At 56.7% G+C, this 18119-nt stretch carries 14 protein-coding genes and 4 tRNA genes; 16 read left to right on the top strand and 2 right to left on the bottom strand.

The window, feature by feature from the left end:
* Window positions 1-518: 518 nt before the first annotated feature.
* Window positions 519-2030: a geranylgeranyl reductase family protein gene (locus tag ACP8MI_RS09270; RefSeq protein WP_239211931.1), complete on the bottom strand. Its 1512-nt coding sequence runs from the start codon at window positions 2028-2030 to the stop codon at window positions 519-521.
* A gap of 115 nt (window positions 2031-2145) precedes the next feature.
* On the opposite strand from ACP8MI_RS09270, the gene ACP8MI_RS09265 reads away from it, so the two are divergent.
* Together ACP8MI_RS09265 and ACP8MI_RS09260 are read left to right on the top strand one after the other, a co-directional pair.
* Window positions 2146-3162 (top strand): polyprenyl synthetase family protein, encoded by a 1017-nt coding sequence (locus ACP8MI_RS09265; protein ID WP_049150305.1) that lies wholly within the window; start codon window positions 2146-2148, stop codon window positions 3160-3162.
* Window positions 3163-3358: 196 nt separating this feature from the next.
* Window positions 3359-3440, top strand: a tRNA-Tyr gene (locus tag ACP8MI_RS09260).
* Between the two features lie 191 nt (window positions 3441-3631).
* Here ACP8MI_RS09260 and ACP8MI_RS09255 read toward each other — a convergent pair.
* A complete protein-coding gene (locus ACP8MI_RS09255; RefSeq protein ID WP_284573195.1) occupies window positions 3632-4831 on the bottom strand; it encodes an IS1249 family transposase in 1200 nt (399 codons plus the stop codon).
* Between the two features lie 305 nt (window positions 4832-5136).
* Between ACP8MI_RS09255 and ACP8MI_RS09250 the strand changes: the two genes are divergently transcribed.
* From ACP8MI_RS09250 to rpoB, 14 genes are all read left to right on the top strand, one after another.
* Window positions 5137-5209: transfer RNA gene (locus tag ACP8MI_RS09250), tRNA-Thr, on the top strand.
* Between the two features lie 43 nt (window positions 5210-5252).
* Window positions 5253-5324, top strand: a tRNA-Met gene (locus ACP8MI_RS09245).
* 123 nt (window positions 5325-5447) lie between these two features.
* Window positions 5448-5523: transfer RNA gene (locus tag ACP8MI_RS09240), tRNA-Trp, on the top strand.
* Window positions 5524-5580: 57 nt separating this feature from the next.
* A complete protein-coding gene (gene secE, locus ACP8MI_RS09235; protein WP_049150306.1) occupies window positions 5581-5913 on the top strand; it encodes a preprotein translocase subunit SecE in 333 nt (110 codons plus the stop codon).
* A 120-nt stretch (window positions 5914-6033) separates the two neighbouring features.
* On the top strand, window positions 6034-6996 hold the full coding sequence (gene nusG, locus ACP8MI_RS09230; RefSeq protein ID WP_284589928.1) for a transcription termination/antitermination protein NusG: 963 nt from the start codon (window positions 6034-6036) through the stop codon (window positions 6994-6996).
* A gap of 208 nt (window positions 6997-7204) precedes the next feature.
* Entirely contained in the window at window positions 7205-7654 is a 450-nt protein-coding gene (gene rplK / locus ACP8MI_RS09225; protein ID WP_018121334.1) for a 50S ribosomal protein L11, read from the top strand.
* Between the two features lie 156 nt (window positions 7655-7810).
* Window positions 7811-8521: a 50S ribosomal protein L1 gene (gene rplA, locus ACP8MI_RS09220; protein WP_049150310.1), complete on the top strand. Its 711-nt coding sequence runs from the start codon at window positions 7811-7813 to the stop codon at window positions 8519-8521.
* A 183-nt stretch (window positions 8522-8704) separates the two neighbouring features.
* A complete protein-coding gene (locus ACP8MI_RS09215) occupies window positions 8705-9151 on the top strand; it encodes a YbaN family protein (RefSeq protein WP_049148386.1) in 447 nt (148 codons plus the stop codon).
* 44 nt (window positions 9152-9195) lie between these two features.
* Complete coding sequence (locus tag ACP8MI_RS09210) at window positions 9196-10737, top strand: phytoene desaturase family protein (RefSeq protein ID WP_249606055.1); 1542 nt, start codon at window positions 9196-9198, stop codon at window positions 10735-10737.
* Between the two features lie 324 nt (window positions 10738-11061).
* Window positions 11062-11583, top strand: coding sequence for a 50S ribosomal protein L10 (rplJ, locus tag ACP8MI_RS09205; protein ID WP_049148391.1), 522 nt, complete (start codon window positions 11062-11064; stop codon window positions 11581-11583).
* 150 nt (window positions 11584-11733) lie between these two features.
* Window positions 11734-12120 carry a 50S ribosomal protein L7/L12 gene (rplL, locus tag ACP8MI_RS09200; protein WP_049148393.1) on the top strand — a complete coding sequence of 129 codons (387 nt, stop codon included), beginning with the start codon at window positions 11734-11736 and terminating at the stop codon, window positions 12118-12120.
* A 504-nt stretch (window positions 12121-12624) separates the two neighbouring features.
* The gene (locus ACP8MI_RS09195; protein ID WP_249606054.1) at window positions 12625-13164 is read left to right on the top strand and encodes a flavodoxin; all 540 of its coding nucleotides are present in this window, start codon (window positions 12625-12627) and stop codon (window positions 13162-13164) included.
* Window positions 13165-13258: 94 nt separating this feature from the next.
* Window positions 13259-14275, top strand: coding sequence for a cell envelope lipid trafficking protein PgfA (pgfA, locus tag ACP8MI_RS09190; protein WP_249606053.1), 1017 nt, complete (start codon window positions 13259-13261; stop codon window positions 14273-14275).
* 273 nt (window positions 14276-14548) lie between these two features.
* Complete coding sequence (rpoB, locus tag ACP8MI_RS09185; protein ID WP_249606052.1) at window positions 14549-18043, top strand: DNA-directed RNA polymerase subunit beta; 3495 nt, start codon at window positions 14549-14551, stop codon at window positions 18041-18043.
* The last annotated feature ends 76 nt before the right edge of the window (window positions 18044-18119 follow it).

The raw sequence follows: 18119 nt of genomic DNA, 5'->3' as shown, positions 1-18119 counted from the left end.
GCTATAGCCGTAGCGAGCTTATCTGCTCTCTATGAAGTTAAACATGGGAATCGGCCACGGGCCAGGATAGTGGGCTGGGCTGGAGTTCTATTAGCATTACCCACTGCATGGATTCTTTATCGCGCTACTGCCGGAGGCCTCCAGGAAATGCCTCTACTTGAAATCATCGCGACTGCTGTTTATATTTTCGTGCTTCTGGTGCTTGTAGAAACAAAACTCGTGCTGTCGGAGCGTAAGAACACAAGAGTCACGAGTGACGAAAACACTAAAAAGCCCAGATGAACCAGATGAACTGGACAGATTCATCAAAATCGGTGGTGGCTTTGTTTACTTATGCCTTGCCATTGGCTTTGGCATCGCAGGTTCCCCATTGTTTGGCTGGTTTTTGAAACCCTACAGTATTCCCAAACAGCAATGTTTATTGGAGCCAGTAATATCGAAGGCAAGTATCGTGCACCCTTGTGTAGTGCGCACATGCTTCTAGGTCGCGACCTAGAACAGTCCATTCCCCATATTCCCTAAACCGTTGAATCCCATAATGGCGTGTCGGCCCGCGCTGTCGCTGCATATTTCCCAGCCTTTTTCCACAGCCGGGAAATCAGGTCCAGGTCTTCCTCGGTAACCAAGTTGCCCATCAGTCGCGCCGCCGCCGGCATCAAATACCGTGCTGCTGGACCCCGCAGCCCCAACGGGCCGAAGACCGGCAAAAACTGCGGGTAGGTCAAAAGCCTTGCTGCGGTACGCGCCCACATGAAGGCTTCCCCGAAATGAGCGCGCAGCACCTCCGGCCACACCAAGGTCAGGTCAACAGCGGGGCTTAGAGGAAAGTGGCCGCAGGATCCTAATCTTGGGACACTGGCAGAATTCCTTGAGGCCACATCACCGCCGCCCAACAACCCGACCGCCAGCTCTGCAGTTTCCAACCCGTAGTCGATGCCCTCACCGTTTAATGGGTTCACACAAGCAGCGGCGTCGCCGATCAGCATCCAGTTCGCCCCGGCTACGTTCGACACAGCCCCACCCATCGGCAGCAGCGCCGACGCCACCTCGCGCGGTTCCCCCAAACCCCACGCTTCCCGTTGCTGCCCGGCATAAAATTCCAGCAGTTTCTTGGTGTTGATCGCTGCCGGACGTTTATCCGTCGACAATGCCCCGCATCCCAGGTTCACCGTGCCGTCGCCAAGCGGGAAAATCCACCCGTATCCAGGCTGCACGGCGCGGTTTTCGTCGGTGAGTTCCACGTGCGAGTGCATCCAGGGCTCAGCGGAGTATGGCGAGCTGCAATATGACCGCGCGGCGATCCCATAGACTTCGCTGCGATGCCATTCGCGCCCCAATTTCTTGCCAAACGTCGAGCGCACTCCATCGGCCACGATCGTCCAGCGCGGCCGCAGGGTAATTTCGCTTGCCGACGGCTGCTGGTCGCCTAGCCCGGCGTCGGCTTGGTCGTGGGGACCGTGTTGGCCAGACGAGCCGCCCCTGCCACCAACCCGCCGCACCGTGATCGTTTCAATCGCATTGTTCTTGACGACGACATCAGCACCCGAATACCCCGTCCATACCCGCGCCCCGGCTGCTGCGGCGTGCTGCAGCAGGTAGTTGTCCAAATCGCGGCGCGGCCACGCGGTGCCTGCAGCCCCGAAATGCCCGTCTGGCCAGGCGGCAGTCACTGATCCGCCGAAGCCGTGCAGTTTTAATCCCCGGTTGCGATAGCCCGGGTTCACCCCGTCTAGGATGCCCAGCTCACGCAGCTTCGCCATCGCGCGTGGAGTTAGCCCGTCGCCGCAGGTTTTGTCTCGCGGAAATTCTGCTTGATCCACCAGCACGACGTCCCAGCCAGCCCGCGCGGCATAAATTGCGGCTGCGGCTCCAGCTGGGCCACCGCCGATGACAGCAATATCGCAGGACACCGTGCCGGAGGTGTCGGCGAGATCGTCCACACGGCCGTCGGCAAGAAAATCGTGGTTCGCTGTGCTGTGGGACTCAGGATCGCGGCCAGTAGGGGAGTCGTCGGCAAGGCTCATGGGCATTATTGTCGCATATTGTTGCATGACTATGACCCCGGAAGTGTTTTTGCCCTGTTCCGTCGACTACTGTTAGGACGGGAATTATGGGAACGAATAAGCGCAAGGATAAACCTCGGATATGACCACTGGCCAAAACCAGGTTTCTGGTTACACCCCCGCTGTGGATTTGGGGGATGAACAGCTCAATTCGCGCATTGCTGCCGGGATGGAAACGGTCGAAGACCTGCTGCGTTCGGAGCTTTCGCAGGGCGCAGAGTTCATCACGGATAAGGTTTTGCACCTGACTACCGCTGGTGGCAAGCGCTTCCGCCCGATGATGGCGTTGCTTGCGGCGGAATATGGCCCGCATGCAGAGACGGACAACGTTTATAAAGCAGCAAGTGTGGTGGAGATTGTGCACTTGGCGACGCTTTATCACGACGATGTGATGGATGAGGCCGATCAGCGGCGTGGGGTGGAATCGGCGAATTCGCGGTGGAGTAACTCGGTGGCGATTTTGTCTGGCGACGTGTTGCTCGCGCATGCTTCTCGCATTATGTCCAGCATGGATAGTTTGACGGTCCGCCACTTTGGTGAGACGTTCCAGGAATTGGTCACCGGCCAGATGCGGGAGACGCTCGGCGCGGGTGAGTCGAACCCGGTGGAGCATTATCAGAAGGTGATTGAGGAAAAGACTGCCGTGTTGATTGCTTCGGCGGGCTACTTGGGTGCCTACCACGCTGGGGCTGATGAGCCGACGCAGCGTTCCTTGCAGATTATCGGCGGCGCGATTGGCATGATTTTCCAGATCGTCGACGACATTATCGACTTGTTTTCTGATCCGAAGGATTCCGGCAAGATTCCGGGTACGGACTTGCGCGAGGGCGTGTTTACGTTGCCGGTGCTCTATGCGTTGGAAGATGACAGCGCTGCTGGTAGTGATTTGCGCGCGTTGTTGACGGGCCCGCTGGAGGCTGAGGACGACGTGCAGCGCGCGATCGCCTTGATCCGGGAGACTGACGGGCGTGCGAAAGCTCTTGCCGACGTCCAGGCCCACTTGGACGTGGTGGATCGTGAGCTGGACAAGTTGCCGGATATTGCCGCGACGCGCGCGCTGCGGTTGCTCGCGGAATACACCATGCGTCGGGTGGGCTAGTCCGGCTCTTGGTGGCATTAGCAGCATCGGCTTCCGGCTGTTGACAGCTGGCCCCGGTGGTTTTCCGGGGGCACTCCAGGCGAGGGTGGATCCATAGAAAGTCACACATTCGACCCCTGAAACCCCGCCTGTAGTGCCGATTTGTAAATTCATTGGGTGTCTATAGTAGGGTAAATAACCGCACCAAATGGTGCACGCCAGGTTGCCCGAGCGGCCAAAGGGAGCGGACTGTAAATCCGCCGGCATTGCCTTCAGAAGTTCGAATCTTCTACCTGGCACAACATACGAACCCCGCGCGAAGTATCGCGCGGGGTTCGTCGCATGCGGGGGGATTTGCGTGTGGGGCTGGCTTTGGCGTTTAACCCGTTTCTGTTCACTAATCGTGGGTTAGTAAGGGCCTAAACGACTAAATGTGTTGTTTTACGGCGTGTCGAGTTAAACGACAGATTGCGTTGGTGGAGTTGGGGTTTTAGCGTAGGTGGCCTTTGCGTATTCCGATAGAGTGGTTGTAGGCAGTGTCAATGGCGCTGTCGTAGGTTGCTGGTCGGCCGTCCTCATGGCCGCTGGTAGCTTGTGTTTCCTGGCTGGCTAAGGTTTGTGCTTTGGTGAGTGCGTTTTGGCCCCAGTTTTGCTGCCTGGCGATCTCTACAGGGTCGTCAGGCAGCTGCGTGTGTAGGTACAGCCACCAGTCGCAGGCGATGCGTTGGTGCTCGTCGCGCAGTCCGCGGTGGGCGTGCATTAATTGCTTGATCTGCGAGTTCACCCCGCCTTCCAGGCTGTTGGTTGTGCGTTCTAAACGTTGGCCTTCTTTAGCTTGGGTGAGGTAGGCAAAGAGGTGTCCTTGTTGGCTCATTTTCTTTAGTTGTAGGTAGATTCCGCGGTGAACATCGTGGGTGTACCACCATTTTTTGTTGCCGCGTTTGGATTTCGGAATCTGCTCGAAGGGCACGTCTTTGACGTAAGTCCTGGCTTTGAGCTGGGAGCTAAATACGGTGCCGAATTGGTGTAGCTTGACTGTCCATTTAGCTGCTTTATCCAGATTGTCAGCGGCGAGCAGTTCAAAGGAAAGCCGTTGTAGTGCTTTGCCCATCGGCGAGGTGGGGTGAAGGCCTGTGGCGCGTTGGATATTGCGTTTTACGTGGACAATGCAACGTTGCACCGGGGTATTAGGCCATAAGCGGTGTAGTGCTTTAAGCCCTCCGGAATCCCCATCACAGGTCACCAGTTGTGGTGGGGCTAGTTCGTCCAGCAGGCGCATGTAGGACCAGGAAGATTCCTTCGTGCACCAGAACCAATTGATGACATGGCTGGAGTCAGCAGCCACGACAAGGCACTTGGTGTTGAAATAGGTGCCGTCGATGAAGATTTGATCGTAGATTCGCTGCTTATCAACATTTCGGGGAGGTTGGATAAACCAGAACGTTTTAAAGCGGCGTTGCAGAGTTCGTGGTGAAACTCCACAACTTTTAGCTGTCTGTGCCAGGCTGCGGCCAGAGATAAGCCACAAGATGAAAAGGCGAAACCATTTAGCTTGTACTGCGTCGTCATTAGCGCGGGTGAAGGTGGCCTTGCAGGTGCGGCATCGCCATCGTTGGCGACCGGTACTCGTTGTTCCGTATTTGGTACACGCCCCGCTACAGACGGGACATCGAGGATGATTCTTACTCATCCTCCCATCGTGAATCTAGGCAACTAGCACACCAGCACGCCCCTGGCGGTATTTCCGGCCCGAGGCCGGTTTATCCCTCCAGATAAGTGAAATAATCCTAATAACAACCCGCCAGAGCGGTTAACCATACAACCTCACCAACACATCCTGTCGTTTAGGCCCAAGTAAGTGCGCAAATGGCACCTCAAAAATGAACGCTCACCTGGCGATTTGTGTACTTGTATGCAATTGGGTTAGGCTGTGTGAGGCTTCAACGGAGCGCAACAAAGTAGATCGAAAGACTGCAAAGTTGGTTTCGAGGCTGCGCCCCCTTAGCTCAGTCGGTAGAGCGTTTCCATGGTAAGGAAAAGGTCGACGGTTCGATTCCGTCAGGGGGCTCTGTTGCTGTTTAGGGTCGAACACCTTAGATGTGGCAACACCAGGCGGTGTAGCTCAGTGGTAGAGCATACGACTCATAATCGTTGTGTCGCGGGTTCAATTCCCGCCATCGCTACTGGGAATTTTTCCCATAACCTCAAGCCTTGCGCCGACCGGTTTCCGGTCTGCTAAGGTGAAGGCTGCTGTAAGTTCGGGCTTCTGCAAGTTGGATGCCTGGTCTGTTACCCAGCACCCTTCTAGGGGCGTGGCGCAATTGGTAGCGCAACGGTCTCCAAAACCGTAGGTTGCAGGTTCGAGTCCTGTCGCCCCTGCCATTATTTTTTATGAGGTCATTCACCGAGGCCACTGTAGGTCATTGAGGAGTTTTTGACGTGAGCGAAGAGAACAACGCTACCGGCGGAGCAGCTCGCCCAGTCGGTAAACGTCAACGCTCCGGTGCCTCCACCACCTCGAGCGCTTCTTACGAGGCAAAGCGCGTCGTTAACGTGGATGATTCCTCTGTCCGCGATGATAAGCCAGGCGGCGGTCCTGCTCGTTTCGTTCCTGAGGTTGTCTCGGAAATGGGCAAAGTTGTCTGGCCTACCGCTAAACAAATGGTGCAGTACACCATCGTCGTATTTGCCTTCCTTTTCGTACTTACTGCACTGGTGTGGAGCATCGACACCGTTGCTACCATGGGAGTTGAAGCAGTTCTGACTCCTTAGGTATAATCGCTATATATCAGGTTGTAATCCCGCTTGTCCCTTGTGGATAAGCGGGATAATTTTTGAGCACAACCATTCCGAATCATCCGACGACCCTAGACCCAAGGGAGTAACGCTACCGTGAGCGAAGAAACCCAGAACGACAATAACTACACCGATGATCAACACAACGAGAACGACGTTTTTGAAGAAGTAACTCCTGAGGTCGCAAAGGCCAGCGAAGCAGCAGAGTTGGCAGCCGAAGAAGATCGTGAGTCTCTTGGCGACGACTATGACGCGGATTCTGATGATTTTGCGAAAGACCATGAGGAAGCAGTCAAAGCTACCGAGGCCGCCGCGAAATCTGCAGAAAGCGACAGTAGCGACAGCGCTGCCGATTCGGAGTCCACGAATGATTCCGCCGAATCTGCTGCCTCTACTTCTGCGCAGGACGCCGATGACGATGCTGCTTACCGAATGCGCTTGCGGGAGTTCACGAAAGAACTCAAGAAACAGCCAGGGCAGTGGTACATCATCCAGTGCTACTCGGGTTACGAAAACAAGGTAAAAACCAACCTTGATATGCGTATCCAGACTCTCGAGGTGGAGGATTCGATCTTCGACGTCGTCGTCCCGATTGAGAACGTCGTGGAGAAAAAGGACGGCAAGAAGAAGATCGTCAAGAAGAAGCTTCTGCCGGGCTATGTTCTGGTGCGCATGGAAATTAACGACCGTGCGTGGTCTGTTGTTCGCGACACCCCGGGTGTGACGTCGTTCGTGGGTAACGAAGGCAACGCCACCGTCGTCAAGACCCGTGAGGTTGCTAAATTCCTGCTGCCGAAGACCACCGAGGCGCGTGACGAGACCCCAGCACATGCAGATGAAGAGCATACCGTTGCTCCGCAAAAACCTGCAGCATCCGGCATCAACCACGACTACCAGGTTGGCGAAGCTGTCACGATCCTGTCCGGTGCGCTGGCCTCGGTTTCGGCGACGATTTCCGAGATCGATCCAGAAACCGGCAAGATGCAGGCACTGGTGTCTATCTTTGGCCGCGAGACTCCTGTTGAGCTCACCGCGGATCAGGTCGAACGCATTATGTAGTTTGGGAACACCCCACATCGTGCAGTAGGCTAGTCCCTCGTGTGTGCCTGATTGGCGTGCCGGCGGTGAGATACCAGACGGCACGCGGAAAATCCCTGTGCGCACATTGAAAAATACACATCCCCGGTTGCCGGCGAAGGCCGGAATCCGGACAGTCCCCGTTATTCATCGTGGCGGGGTGCTGGTACCACGGAATTGAGGTAAAACGATGGCTCCAAAGAAGAAAAAGAAGCAAGCAGGCTTCATTAAGCTGCAGATCCAGGCTGGTCAGGCAAACCCTGCTCCTCCAGTCGGTCCTGCCCTGGGTGCCCACCAGGTCAACATCATGGAATTCTGCAAGGCTTACAACGCCGCTACCGAAGACAAGCGCGGCGAAGTTATCCCTGTAGAAATCACTGTCTACGAGGATCGCTCCTTCGACTTCAAGCTGAAGACCCCACCTGCTGCCAAGTTGCTTCTGAAGGCTGCTGGCGTGCAGAAGGGCTCCGGCGTTCCGCACACCCAGAAGGTCGGCACCGTGACCTGGGAACAGTGCAAGGAAATCGGCAAGACCAAGTTCGAAGACCTGAACGCTCGTGACGAGGAAAACGCTGCCCGCATCATCGCTGGTACCGCTCGCTCCATGGGCCTGAACGTCGACGGACACCCAGACGCTTAAATCTGGCACCAGTCTGTCACCCGGCAAGCGTTAAGGCCGGTCGTACCGCAGCCTTGATGTTTGCCATGGCCGCAGTCCGATGCGGCCGCATCCACCGTGGCAGAGCCAGCTCCGGCTCGCTGACCACGACAATCCCACAACAGAAGGAATTGAGAAATGAGCACTAAGTCCAAAGCTTTCAAAGAAGCCGCGACCAAGATCTCCCGCGACCACCTGTACCGCCCACTAGAGGCAGTAAAGCTGGCTAAGGACACATCTTCGAAGAACTTCGACGCCACCATCGACGTTGCTATGCGTCTGGGCGTTGACCCGCGTAAGGCTGACCAGTTGGTTCGCGGCACCGTGTCCCTGCCAAATGGCACCGGTAAAGATGTTCGCGTCGCTGTTTTCGCAGCTGGCGAGAAGGCCACCGAAGCTGAGCAGGCTGGCGCCGACATCGTCGGTGTTGATGAGCTGATCTCCCAGGTCACCGAAGGCAAGATCGACTTCGACGTCGCAATTGCTACCCCTGACCAGATGGCCAAGATCGGTCGTATCGCTCGCGTGTTGGGTCCTCGTGGCCTGATGCCGAACCCTAAGACCGGTACCGTCACCAACGACGTCACCAAGGCGATCAAGGAAGTTAAGGGCGGTAAGATCTCTTTCCGCGTCGACAAGGCTTCCAACCTGCACGCCCTGATCGGTAAGGCATCGTTCAGCGAGCAGGCTCTGGCTGAGAACTACGGCGCACTGTTGGACGAAGTCCTGCGTCTGAAGCCATCGGCTGCTAAGGGTGTTTACCTGAAGAAGATCACCGTTTCTTCCACCACTGGTCCTGGTGTTCCAGTTGACCCATCGGTGCAGAAGAACTACACCGTCGAGGCTTAAACCTTTCCAGGTTTAATCATCCTGAGGTTTCATCTCCCAAGACTTAAGCAGCTTAAGACTTAAGCTCCCGCCCACCTTCACTCCCGTTTATGGGGACAGTGTAGGTGGGTTTTGGCGTTTAACCCGGGTTTTGTCTATTACCCCTATTAACTCTGCTGAACTCGGGGTAATCTTGAAGATGCTATGCGGTATCTCTATCTGGCCCTTGGGCTGCTGTGTGTGGGGCTTGGTGCTTTCGGCGCGCTAGTGCCGTTGGTACCGGCAACTCCGTTTGTGCTGCTGGCGTTTTTCTTTTTCACGCGTAGTTCACAGCGGCTGGAATACTATATCCTGCACCGTTCACCACTGCGTAGCTACCTCATCGATTTTTATTCTGGTTCCTTAAGCCGCAGACGTCGGATTTACATCATTGCGACGGCGTGGGCCTCAATGATCTTGTCGACGATTTTGGTGGGAAAATTGTGGTTCGCGGTCATGATGGCAGTCATCGCGGTAATTGCCGCGATCGTAATCTGGCGCCGCGAGCCCAAACCAGAAAAGGTAGCTCGTTTTTGGCGCCGTTATGAAGAATCTGCTCGCCTCCAGGAACGCCGCAAAAAGGATCGCCGCCAACAATACCTCCAGAAATGACGTCAACACGGTCGCCGCAGAACGCAGACGCTTAGACTTAACCTATGAGTTCTGGTTTTGCTCGGCCTTCCTTTGCCCACCATGGTGCGGCCCGGGTCGCCGTCATTGGTGCCGGGCCTAACGGCCTTACTGCTGCAGCGGTTTTAGCGCAGGCTGGATGCCGGGTAGAAGTTTTTGAAGCCGCCGCCCACATCGGCGGATCCGCGCGCACCCACCCTGCGTTCGGGCCGGGGAGCGCGGTTGATTTCGGTGCCGCGGCTCATCCGTTTGGTGTCGTGAGCCCGGCGTTTCGCCAGTTAGGGCTCGAAAACTACGGGTTGGAGTGGAAGCATCCGCAGTACCCGATGGCGCACCCGCTTGCCGACGCACCCGCGGCTATTGTGCACCGCGACCTTGCAACCACCGCCGCACAGTTTTCCGACCACGACCGTCACATGTGGAACCGCCTGCATAGACCGCTTGTCGACGGCGTCGGCAAGCTCGTCAACTCGGTGCTTCCGGTCCGCCCACGTCATCCGGTTGCTCTCGCGCGCTTGGGCTTGCGGGGTGTGTGGTCAGCGAGCAGCTTGAGCTCGCGACTGCTTGTCGACGAATCTGCCCGGGCCTTGCTGGTTGGTTCTGCTGTACACGCGATTCGCCCGCCGAGTCAGCCCGGCACCGCAGCGTTTGGATTGTTGTTTAATGCACTCGGGATGTCCACGGGCTGGCCGGTGATTTCTGGCGGCACTGGACAGTTGACCAGGGCTTTAGCACGCGTGATTGAGCATTACGGCGGGACTATTGAAACTGGTGCTGAGATCCGGGATCTTTCTGGTTTTGCAACCTATGACGCTGTGGTAACCACCCAAACCCCGCGGCAGCTACTGGCCTTGCAGGGGTTAGAGTTGTCTAGGCTGCGGTCGCGGAGTCTACGCCGATGGAAGTACGGGACTGCGGTGTACAAAGTGGATTATTTGATTAATGGTCCGGTGAAGTGGAATGACCCGCGAGTGGCAGAGGCGGGCACGGTACACGTCGGCGGATCCGTGTCTGAGATGCAGTTAGCGGAGAGTCAAGCGGCGGCGGGGACGTTGCCGGAGCGCCCATTCGTGATGGTCTGCCAACAACAGGCTGCGGACCCTACGCGTTTGTCCGGTAGTCGGCGGTCGGTGGGGACTGGGCGGGTGGCCTCGGCACAACCAGATTCAGGAAAAGTTTCGGAGGATTCAACGCAACCGCACATCCTTTGGGCCTATGCCCACGTGCCGCATGGTTACCAGGAGAAATTCCCGCGTGAAGTAGCAGGCCTGATAGAAGCGCAGATTTCGCGATTTGCTTCCGGGTTTTCTGCGCAAATTATCGAACGCCACCAGGTTTCCCCAGCACAGTTGCAGGAAGCCAACGCGAATGTGATCGGCGGGGATATCGCAGGCGGGGCCATGAATTTGGCGCAGATGCCACGCCAGCGCCAGTACGTCGGCACGCTGACGATGAATCCGGAGGTTCCGGTGCTGCAGGCGAGTGGGGCGAGCCTGCCAGGCGCAGGTGTGCACGGCATGGCCGGGTGGCGAGCAGCGCAACGTGTGCTGCGAAGATTGGCCGACTGATCGGTTAATTGAGATTTGGCGCTGCCAACACCCAATGGTAGAGTTACTTGTGAAGTTTGAACGGCTTTGATGCCGCGCTCAAGTTTCACCGAAGACCGTCGGTTATCCGCGTAGCGGATCGAAGGTTACCCCACGAGTTGCTCGTGGTGGCGACGACCCACGCAGGAGACACTTGTGCATCCCAACCAGAAGGTTGTGTGCGCCCTGTGCTCTTGCACGGGGCTTTTTTGTTGCCGGAATGCCAGTCTGAATGGGTGGTATTCCGGGGCAGGGGAGTCTCGTGGTGACACCACTAGGATGTATCGAAAGGAGGCGTGAGTAACCATGGCAAACCCGAAAAACATTGCGGAGCTGGCCAAGCTGAAGAACAAGCTGGCTGAGTCTGACTCGGTTGTTTTGACCGAATACCGTGGTCTGACTGTTCCACAGCTGTCCGAGCTGCGTGATCAGCTGGGTTTCGATGTTGAATACTCCGTCGCCAAGAACACCCTTCTGAAGATTGCCGCTAACGAAGCGGGAATCACTGACCTTGACGAGTACTTCCAGGGCCCAACCGCTATCGCCTTCATTAAGGGCGAAGCTGTTGATGCTGCAAAGGTATTCAAGAAGTTCGGTTCTGAAAACGACGCCCTCGTCGTTAAGGCCGGCTACATGGATGGCAGCGCTCTGAATGCTGACCAAGTCAAGGCTTTGGCTGATCTGGACAGCCGTGAGGATACCCTCGCGAAGCTGGCTGGCGCTATGAAGGGCAACTTGGCAAAGGCAGCAGCTGTGTTCAACGCACCTGCTACCAAGATGGCTCGCCTCGGCGCTGCTCTCGAAGAGAAGAAGCAGAACGAAGGCTAAAAACCACACGGTGCTGGCCCTCGCGGTTGCACGGCCTGGCTGGAATATCCAGCGTGGCCCGCATGCCGACGATATGCCGGGACCAACGACACATTGTGCACTGTGAAGCGCGAATGCGCAGAACACGCAACTATAGAAAGGAAGCCTGACATGGCTAAGCTCTCCAAGGACGAGCTCATTGAAGCGTTCAAGGAAATGACCCTGATCGAACTTTCCGACTTCGTTAAGGAATTCGAGGAAGTATTCGACGTTGAAGCTGCTGCTCCTGTAGCTGCCGCTGCTGCCCCAGCCGCTGGTGCTGGTGAGGGTGCCGCTGAAGAGAAGGACGAGTTCGACGTTGTCCTGACCGACGCTGGCGCTAAGAAGATCGGCGTTATTAAGGCTGTCCGCGAAATCGTTTCCGGCCTGGGCCTGAAGGAAGCCAAGGAACTCGTAGAGTCCGCTCCAAAGGCTATCATCGAGGGCGCCTCCAAGGACGACGCCGAGGCTGCAAAGACCAAGCTGGAAGAAGCTGGCGCTTCTGTCGAGCTGAAGTAGTCTTTACTACCTCAAGCATTCTTGCTACCGCCGCGAGTCGGTTATAACTCGTAACAATCGCTAACCCGCGGGTTCACCTCTTTAGGTGCCCGCGGGTTTTGTTATGGGGTTTGGCGCACGTTTCCCGTCGTTCAACCCCGAATAACCCTTTAACCCCTTATTGCCCCTTGACCCCTATTAACCCTGGTGCGGCTAGGGGTGTTGCCACAGCGATGTCACTGGAAGAACGAATATCGTGTGCCCATCGTCGCGGAATCGGAGCGCCTTGTCCCCGAGGTAGATAACGACGGTTGCCGCTACGCGTTGACCTAGCGGTGAGCCAATGGTTTTTCAGGTGTTTCCAGGCTAGCGGGCGCAACCACCTTTCACCGTTTACTCATACTTTCGGATGATTTTTCGGCTCCAGAAGGGGTAATCTAGACCCTAGTGATGCCACCACAATTGGCGGCATCGTCGGCATGCTGCCCGCGCAGGATGCCACCATTCGCGAAGAAAGGATTCCCCATGACCAACACCCCGAACACTCTTCTCGTTTTCTTTTCCCGCAGCGGTGAAAACCTCTGGGATGGTGGTCGCCGCACACTAGAAATCGGTAATACCAAGCGTGTCGCCGATATGATCGCCGAACGCATCGAGTGCGACACTTTCGAGATCACCGCCGCTGATCCTTATTCCGACGGCTTCGATTCCGTCGACCAGCGCTCGGCACAAGAACTGCGCGACAACGCCCGTCCGGCCATCGCTGGCGAACTGCCCGACGTCGGCAAGTATGAGCGCATCATCGTCGGCAGCCCGGTGTGGCACGCGGAGCTCCCCATGATTCTTCGTACTTTTTTTGATGAGACCGGTGGTTTGGCAGGCAAGGACGTCTATCCGTTTGTGACGTTTACTGGCGGCGCGGGTGCGGCATTGTCAGAGGTGGATGCGGCATGTCCGAAGGCGACGGTGCACCAGGGGCTGCCGGTTCGCGGTGAGGATGCAGAAGGTGCCGGGGAAGATGTTGACGCCTGGGTGGCAGTCGAATTTCACGGTGAGGAGCTTTAAGTAGCCACCGTGTAGCGCGGTCATCTCATATGGTGTGAGGGTACGCGGGGATCATCGAGGGTCCTCGGTCCCTGGGTGCGGTAAACTGCCACACATGCTGCCTGCCTCACGCGTTTTGTCTGCCATTGCGATCGGCATTGGTCTTGCCTTGGTGGTTGGCGCCGGCCTGGCTCCGCGCTTTGTGCACATTGACGCCCGATTGCCGCTTGATGTCCAGCACACCACCTTTCGGCTTCTCGACGACGCCACTGGTTATCAGCGTCAGTTGCATTGGGATCTGCTGGAGCCTGCTGATGCAGAATCCGTCGCCGTTCGTGTCGGTTCGACGCTTGTGCGACGCACCGCGGATAGCCAAGCAGGCCAGCCCGACGAGCAGGCTGAGAATAGCCACGCGGACGATGCGCCAGATGCAACTGAACTTGTCGACGCCGACGTCTGGGCCTTCGACATGGACCGTCGGACCGGGGAAGCGCTGAGCACCGCGCAACTCAGCCACACCTTGGTGACACCGGCCGCGCACGTCGAGATCGATGGCCAATGGCTGAAATTCCCGGTTAACGCGGAAAAGACTAGCTATGACGTGTTTGACGAGACACTTCGCGAATCCCACCCGGCGGCATTTCAGGAGGAAGTCACGGTCGATGGGGTGGAGCTGTATCGCTACCGCCAGGTCATCGACCCGGTGAACGTCGCCTCGAAATACGCGGATGTGCGCAACACTAAGCAGGAGGAGCTTCCGGCTCCTGAAGAAGTTCCGGAAGAAGCCCTAGAACAAGCTCCGGCACCCACAATTGGGCAGCAGCTGTATTTGCATCATTCGGCGACGCGCGATTATTTCGTGCATCCACGCACCGGAATGATCGTCGATCTGCACGAAACTGTCGACGACTATTTTGCGACTCACACGGGAGAGCGCATCGAAGACGACGTCGCATACCAGGCACAGCTTGCCGACGCCGACGTCGACAAGCTTATTACCCAGGCGGAATCATTCCCTGACGATGACACAGTGCGTCTCATCCGCTACATTGTGTTGGGAATTGGTGCGGTCATTACGGTGTTGGCGCTGATCGGTGTGTTTGGTGGCTTTCGGCGGGCCCGACAGAATTAAGCCTGAGCCACGGGTAATCCATTAGCCCCATCTGTCACAGTCGCTGATCAGGACTTTACAAAATAAGCAAATTGCAATAAACTGCTACGTTGCGCTGGATCCTGGGGACAGGTGCGTGATTGAGCCTTGTTAATTTTCGTGAAAACGTTCACTTGACAAGGTGATTTTATGCTATCTGATCACGGGAATCCACAGCAATAAAAGATGCTAAAAAATACCAGCGGTTGTGGGGCAGTCACATGCCAGAGTGGCTGACACCCGCTTCCGCGTGAGGTGCTGGAAGGACCCATCTTGGCAGTCTCCCGCCAGACCAGTTCAGTGGCTAATATTCCTGGAGCCCCGCAACGGTACTCGTTCGCGAAGATCGACGAACCTATCGCCGTCCCGGGGCTTTTAGACCTACAACGAGACTCTTATGATTGGCTCATCGGTACGCCGGAATGGCGTGAGCGCGAGCAAGAACGCCGCGGTGCCGATGCGCAGATTACTTCAGGGCTCGAGGATATCCTGAATGAGCTTTCGCCTATTGAGGATTACTCAGGCAACATGTCTCTTTCGTTGTCCGAGCCACGTTTCGAGCCGGTGAAAAACACCGTTGACGAAGCGAAAGAAAAAGACATTAACTACTCCGCGCCACTGTATGTGACCGCGGAATTCATTAACTCCGATACCCAGGAGATTAAGTCCCAGACTGTCTTCATTGGCGATTTCCCAATGATGACTGAAAAAGGCACGTTCATCGTGAACGGTACCGAGCGCGTTATCGTATCGCAGCTGGTGCGTTCCCCGGGTGTTTATTTTGATCGCTCAATCGACAAGTCCACCGAGCGTCCGTTGCATGCCGTGAAGGTTATTCCTTCCCGTGGTGCATGGCTGGAATTCGACGTCGACAAGCGCGATACCGTTGGCGTCCGTATTGACCGCAAACGCCGCCAGCCGGTCACCGTGTTGCTGAAGGCCTTGGGCTGGACTGAAGAGAAGATCCGCGAGCGTTTTGGCTTCTCTGAGCTCATGATGTCCACGCTGGAAGCTGATGGTGTGGCTAATACCGATGAGGCTTTGCTGGAGATTTACCGCAAGCAGCGTCCGGGTGAGCAGCCTACCCGCGATCTGGCGCAGTCCTTGCTGGATAACTCCTTCTTTAACCCGAAGCGTTATGACTTGGCACGCGTTGGTCGTTACAAGATCAATCGCAAGTTGGGCTTGGGCGGCGATCACGATGGTTTGAGCACCCTGACTGAAGAAGACATCGCCACCACCCTGGAATATCTGGTGCGCCTGCACACCGGCGAGCGGGAGATGGAATCGCCGGACGGTCAGCGCCTGATGTTGGACACCGACGACATTGACCACTTCGGTAACCGTCGTCTGCGTACCGTGGGCGAGTTGATTCAGAATCAAGTTCGCGTCGGCTTGTCCCGTATGGAGCGCGTTGTGCGTGAGCGCATGACCACCCAGGATGCGGAGTCGATCACGCCGACCTCGCTGATTAACGTGCGCCCGGTATCCGCATCGATTCGTGAATTCTTTGGTACCTCCCAGCTGTCCCAGTTCATGGACCAGAACAACTCGCTGTCGGGTCTGACCCACAAGCGCCGTCTGTCCGCGCTGGGCCCAGGTGGTCTGTCGCGTGAGCGCGCCGGCATTGAGGTCCGAGATGTGCACCCTTCGCACTACGGACGTATGTGTCCTATTGAGACACCCGAAGGTCCAAACATTGGTCTGATCGGATCGCTGGCTTCCTATGGCCGCGTGAACTCCTTCGGATTCATTGAGACTCCATACCGTAAGGTTGTGGACGGCAAAGTCACCAACGAGGTGGAATACCTGGCTGCGGATGCGGAAGACCGTTATTCCATTGCGCAGGCTGAGGTTCCAACCGCAGAAGACGGCACCATCCTCAGCGACCGTATCGAGGTCCGTCAGAAAGACGGCGATATTGCGGTGACCACTGCTGATGGTGTGGACTACGTTGACGTCTCCCCACGCCAAATGGTCTCTGTCGCTACCGCGATGATTCCGTTCCTGGAGCACGACGACGCTAACCGTGCACTGATGGGTGCCAACATGCAGCGTCAGGCAGTCCCGCTGGTTCGCTCCGAGGCACCATACGTCGGTACCGGCATGGAGCTGCGCGCCGCTTACGATGCTGGCGACGTCGTCATCACCCCGAAGGCAGGTGTCGTCGAAAACGTTTCGGCGGACCTGATCACCATCATGGATGATGACGGCATCCGTGACACCTACATGCTGCGTAAGTTCGAGCGCACCAACCAGGGAACCAACTACAACCAGACTCCACTGGTCAACATTGGGGACCGTGTCGAGGCAGGCCAGGTGCTTGCCGACGGTCCGGGTACTCACAACGGTGAAATGTCGCTGGGCCGCAACATGCTGGTGGCGTTCATGCCATGGGAAGGCCACAACTACGAGGACGCGATCATCTTGAATCAGTCCATCGTGGAAGATGACTCGTTGACCTCCGTGCACATTGAAGAGCACGAGATTGATGCCCGCGACACCAAGCTGGGTGCCGAAGAAATCACCCGCGAGATTCCGAATGTTTCGGAAGATGTCCTGCGTGATCTCGACGAGCGCGGCATCATCCGCATTGGTGCGGACGTCCGCCCAGGCGACATCCTCGTCGGTAAGGTCACCCCGAAGGGTGAAACGGAGCTGACCCCAGAAGAGCGCTTGCTGCGTGCCATCTTCGGCGAGAAGGCCCGCGAGGTTCGCGATACCTCGATGAAGGTTCCACACGGTGAAACCGGCAAGGTCATCGGTGTGGCTCGATTCTCCCGCGAAGACGATGATGATTTGTCGCCAGGCGTCAATGAGATGATCCGCGTCTACGTCGCCCAGAAGCGCAAGATCCAGGACGGCGATAAGCTTGCCGGACGCCACGGTAACAAGGGTGTCGTCGGCAAGATCCTGCCACCAGAAGATATGCCGTTTATGGAAGACGGAACCCCGGTTGATGTCATCCTGAACACCCACGGTGTTCCGCGTCGTATGAACATTGGTCAGGTCCTGGAGATTCACCTGGGTTGGCTGGCACACGCCGGTTGGAAGGTTGATCCCAACGATCCGCAGAACGAAGAGTTGATCAAGACCCTGCCAAAGGAACTGTATGACGTTCCAGCTAACTCGCTGACCGCAACCCCGGTTTTCGACGGCGCTTCCAACGAAGAAGTCTCTGGTCTGTTGGCTAACTCCCGTCCAAACCGTGACGGCAACGTCATGGTGGACCGCCACGGTAAGGCTCGTTTGTTCGACGGCCGCTCCGGTGAGCCATTCGAGCACCCGATCTCCGTCGGCTACATGTACATCCTGAAGCTGCACCACTTGATCGACGAGAAGATTCATGCTCGTTCCACTGGTCCTTATTCCATGATTACCCAGCAGCCACTGGGGGGTAAGGCACAGTTCGGTGGTCAGCGCTTCGGTGAGATGGAGGTGTGGGCAATGCAGGCATACGGTGCCGCCTACACCCTGCAGGAGCTTCTGACGATCAAGTCCGACGACGTAGTTGGACGTGTGAAGGTCTACGAGGCGATCGTGAAGGGCGACAATATCCCGGATCCGGGTATCCCAGAGTCCTTCAAGGTCTTGCTCAAGGAGCTGCAGTCGCTGTGTCTGAACGTTGAGGTTCTTTCTTCTGACGGAACCCCGATGGAGCTGTCTGGCTCTGACGAGGACGACGAAGCCGGACCATCGCTGGGCATTAACTTGTCCCGCGATGAGGGCGCCGCTGCAGACATCTCCTAAACGGCAACACCAACGCCGAAATACCAAAAGTCCTTAATAGTCATTGCAATCCCTCCTTCATCGGAGGGGAAAGGGC

This window comes from Corynebacterium sp. LaCa_70 (assembly GCF_058182015.1).
The sequence above is the reverse complement of the archived record's forward strand: the minus strand, read 5'-3'. Positions and strand labels throughout refer to the sequence as shown.

Bases quoted from the DNA above. Each gene is read 5' to 3' on its own strand.
- rplK (WP_018121334.1), top strand. From the start codon at position 7,205: ATGGCTCCAAAGAAGAAAAAGAAGCAAGCAGGCTTCATTAAGCTGCAG.
- ACP8MI_RS09265 (WP_049150305.1), top strand. From the start codon at position 2,146: ATGACCACTGGCCAAAACCAGGTTTCTGGTTACACCCCCGCTGTGGAT.
- rplA (WP_049150310.1), top strand. From the start codon at position 7,811: ATGAGCACTAAGTCCAAAGCTTTCAAAGAAGCCGCGACCAAGATCTCC.
- rplL (WP_049148393.1), top strand. From the start codon at position 11,734: ATGGCTAAGCTCTCCAAGGACGAGCTCATTGAAGCGTTCAAGGAAATG.
- ACP8MI_RS09255 (WP_284573195.1), bottom strand. From the start codon at position 4,831: ATGAGTAAGAATCATCCTCGATGTCCCGTCTGTAGCGGGGCGTGTACC.
- ACP8MI_RS09195 (WP_249606054.1), top strand. From the start codon at position 12,625: ATGACCAACACCCCGAACACTCTTCTCGTTTTCTTTTCCCGCAGCGGT.
- rplJ (WP_049148391.1), top strand. From the start codon at position 11,062: ATGGCAAACCCGAAAAACATTGCGGAGCTGGCCAAGCTGAAGAACAAG.
- ACP8MI_RS09210 (WP_249606055.1), top strand. From the start codon at position 9,196: ATGAGTTCTGGTTTTGCTCGGCCTTCCTTTGCCCACCATGGTGCGGCC.
- ACP8MI_RS09270 (WP_239211931.1), bottom strand. From the start codon at position 2,030: ATGCCCATGAGCCTTGCCGACGACTCCCCTACTGGCCGCGATCCTGAG.
- ACP8MI_RS09215 (WP_049148386.1), top strand. From the start codon at position 8,705: ATGCGGTATCTCTATCTGGCCCTTGGGCTGCTGTGTGTGGGGCTTGGT.
- pgfA (WP_249606053.1), top strand. From the start codon at position 13,259: ATGCTGCCTGCCTCACGCGTTTTGTCTGCCATTGCGATCGGCATTGGT.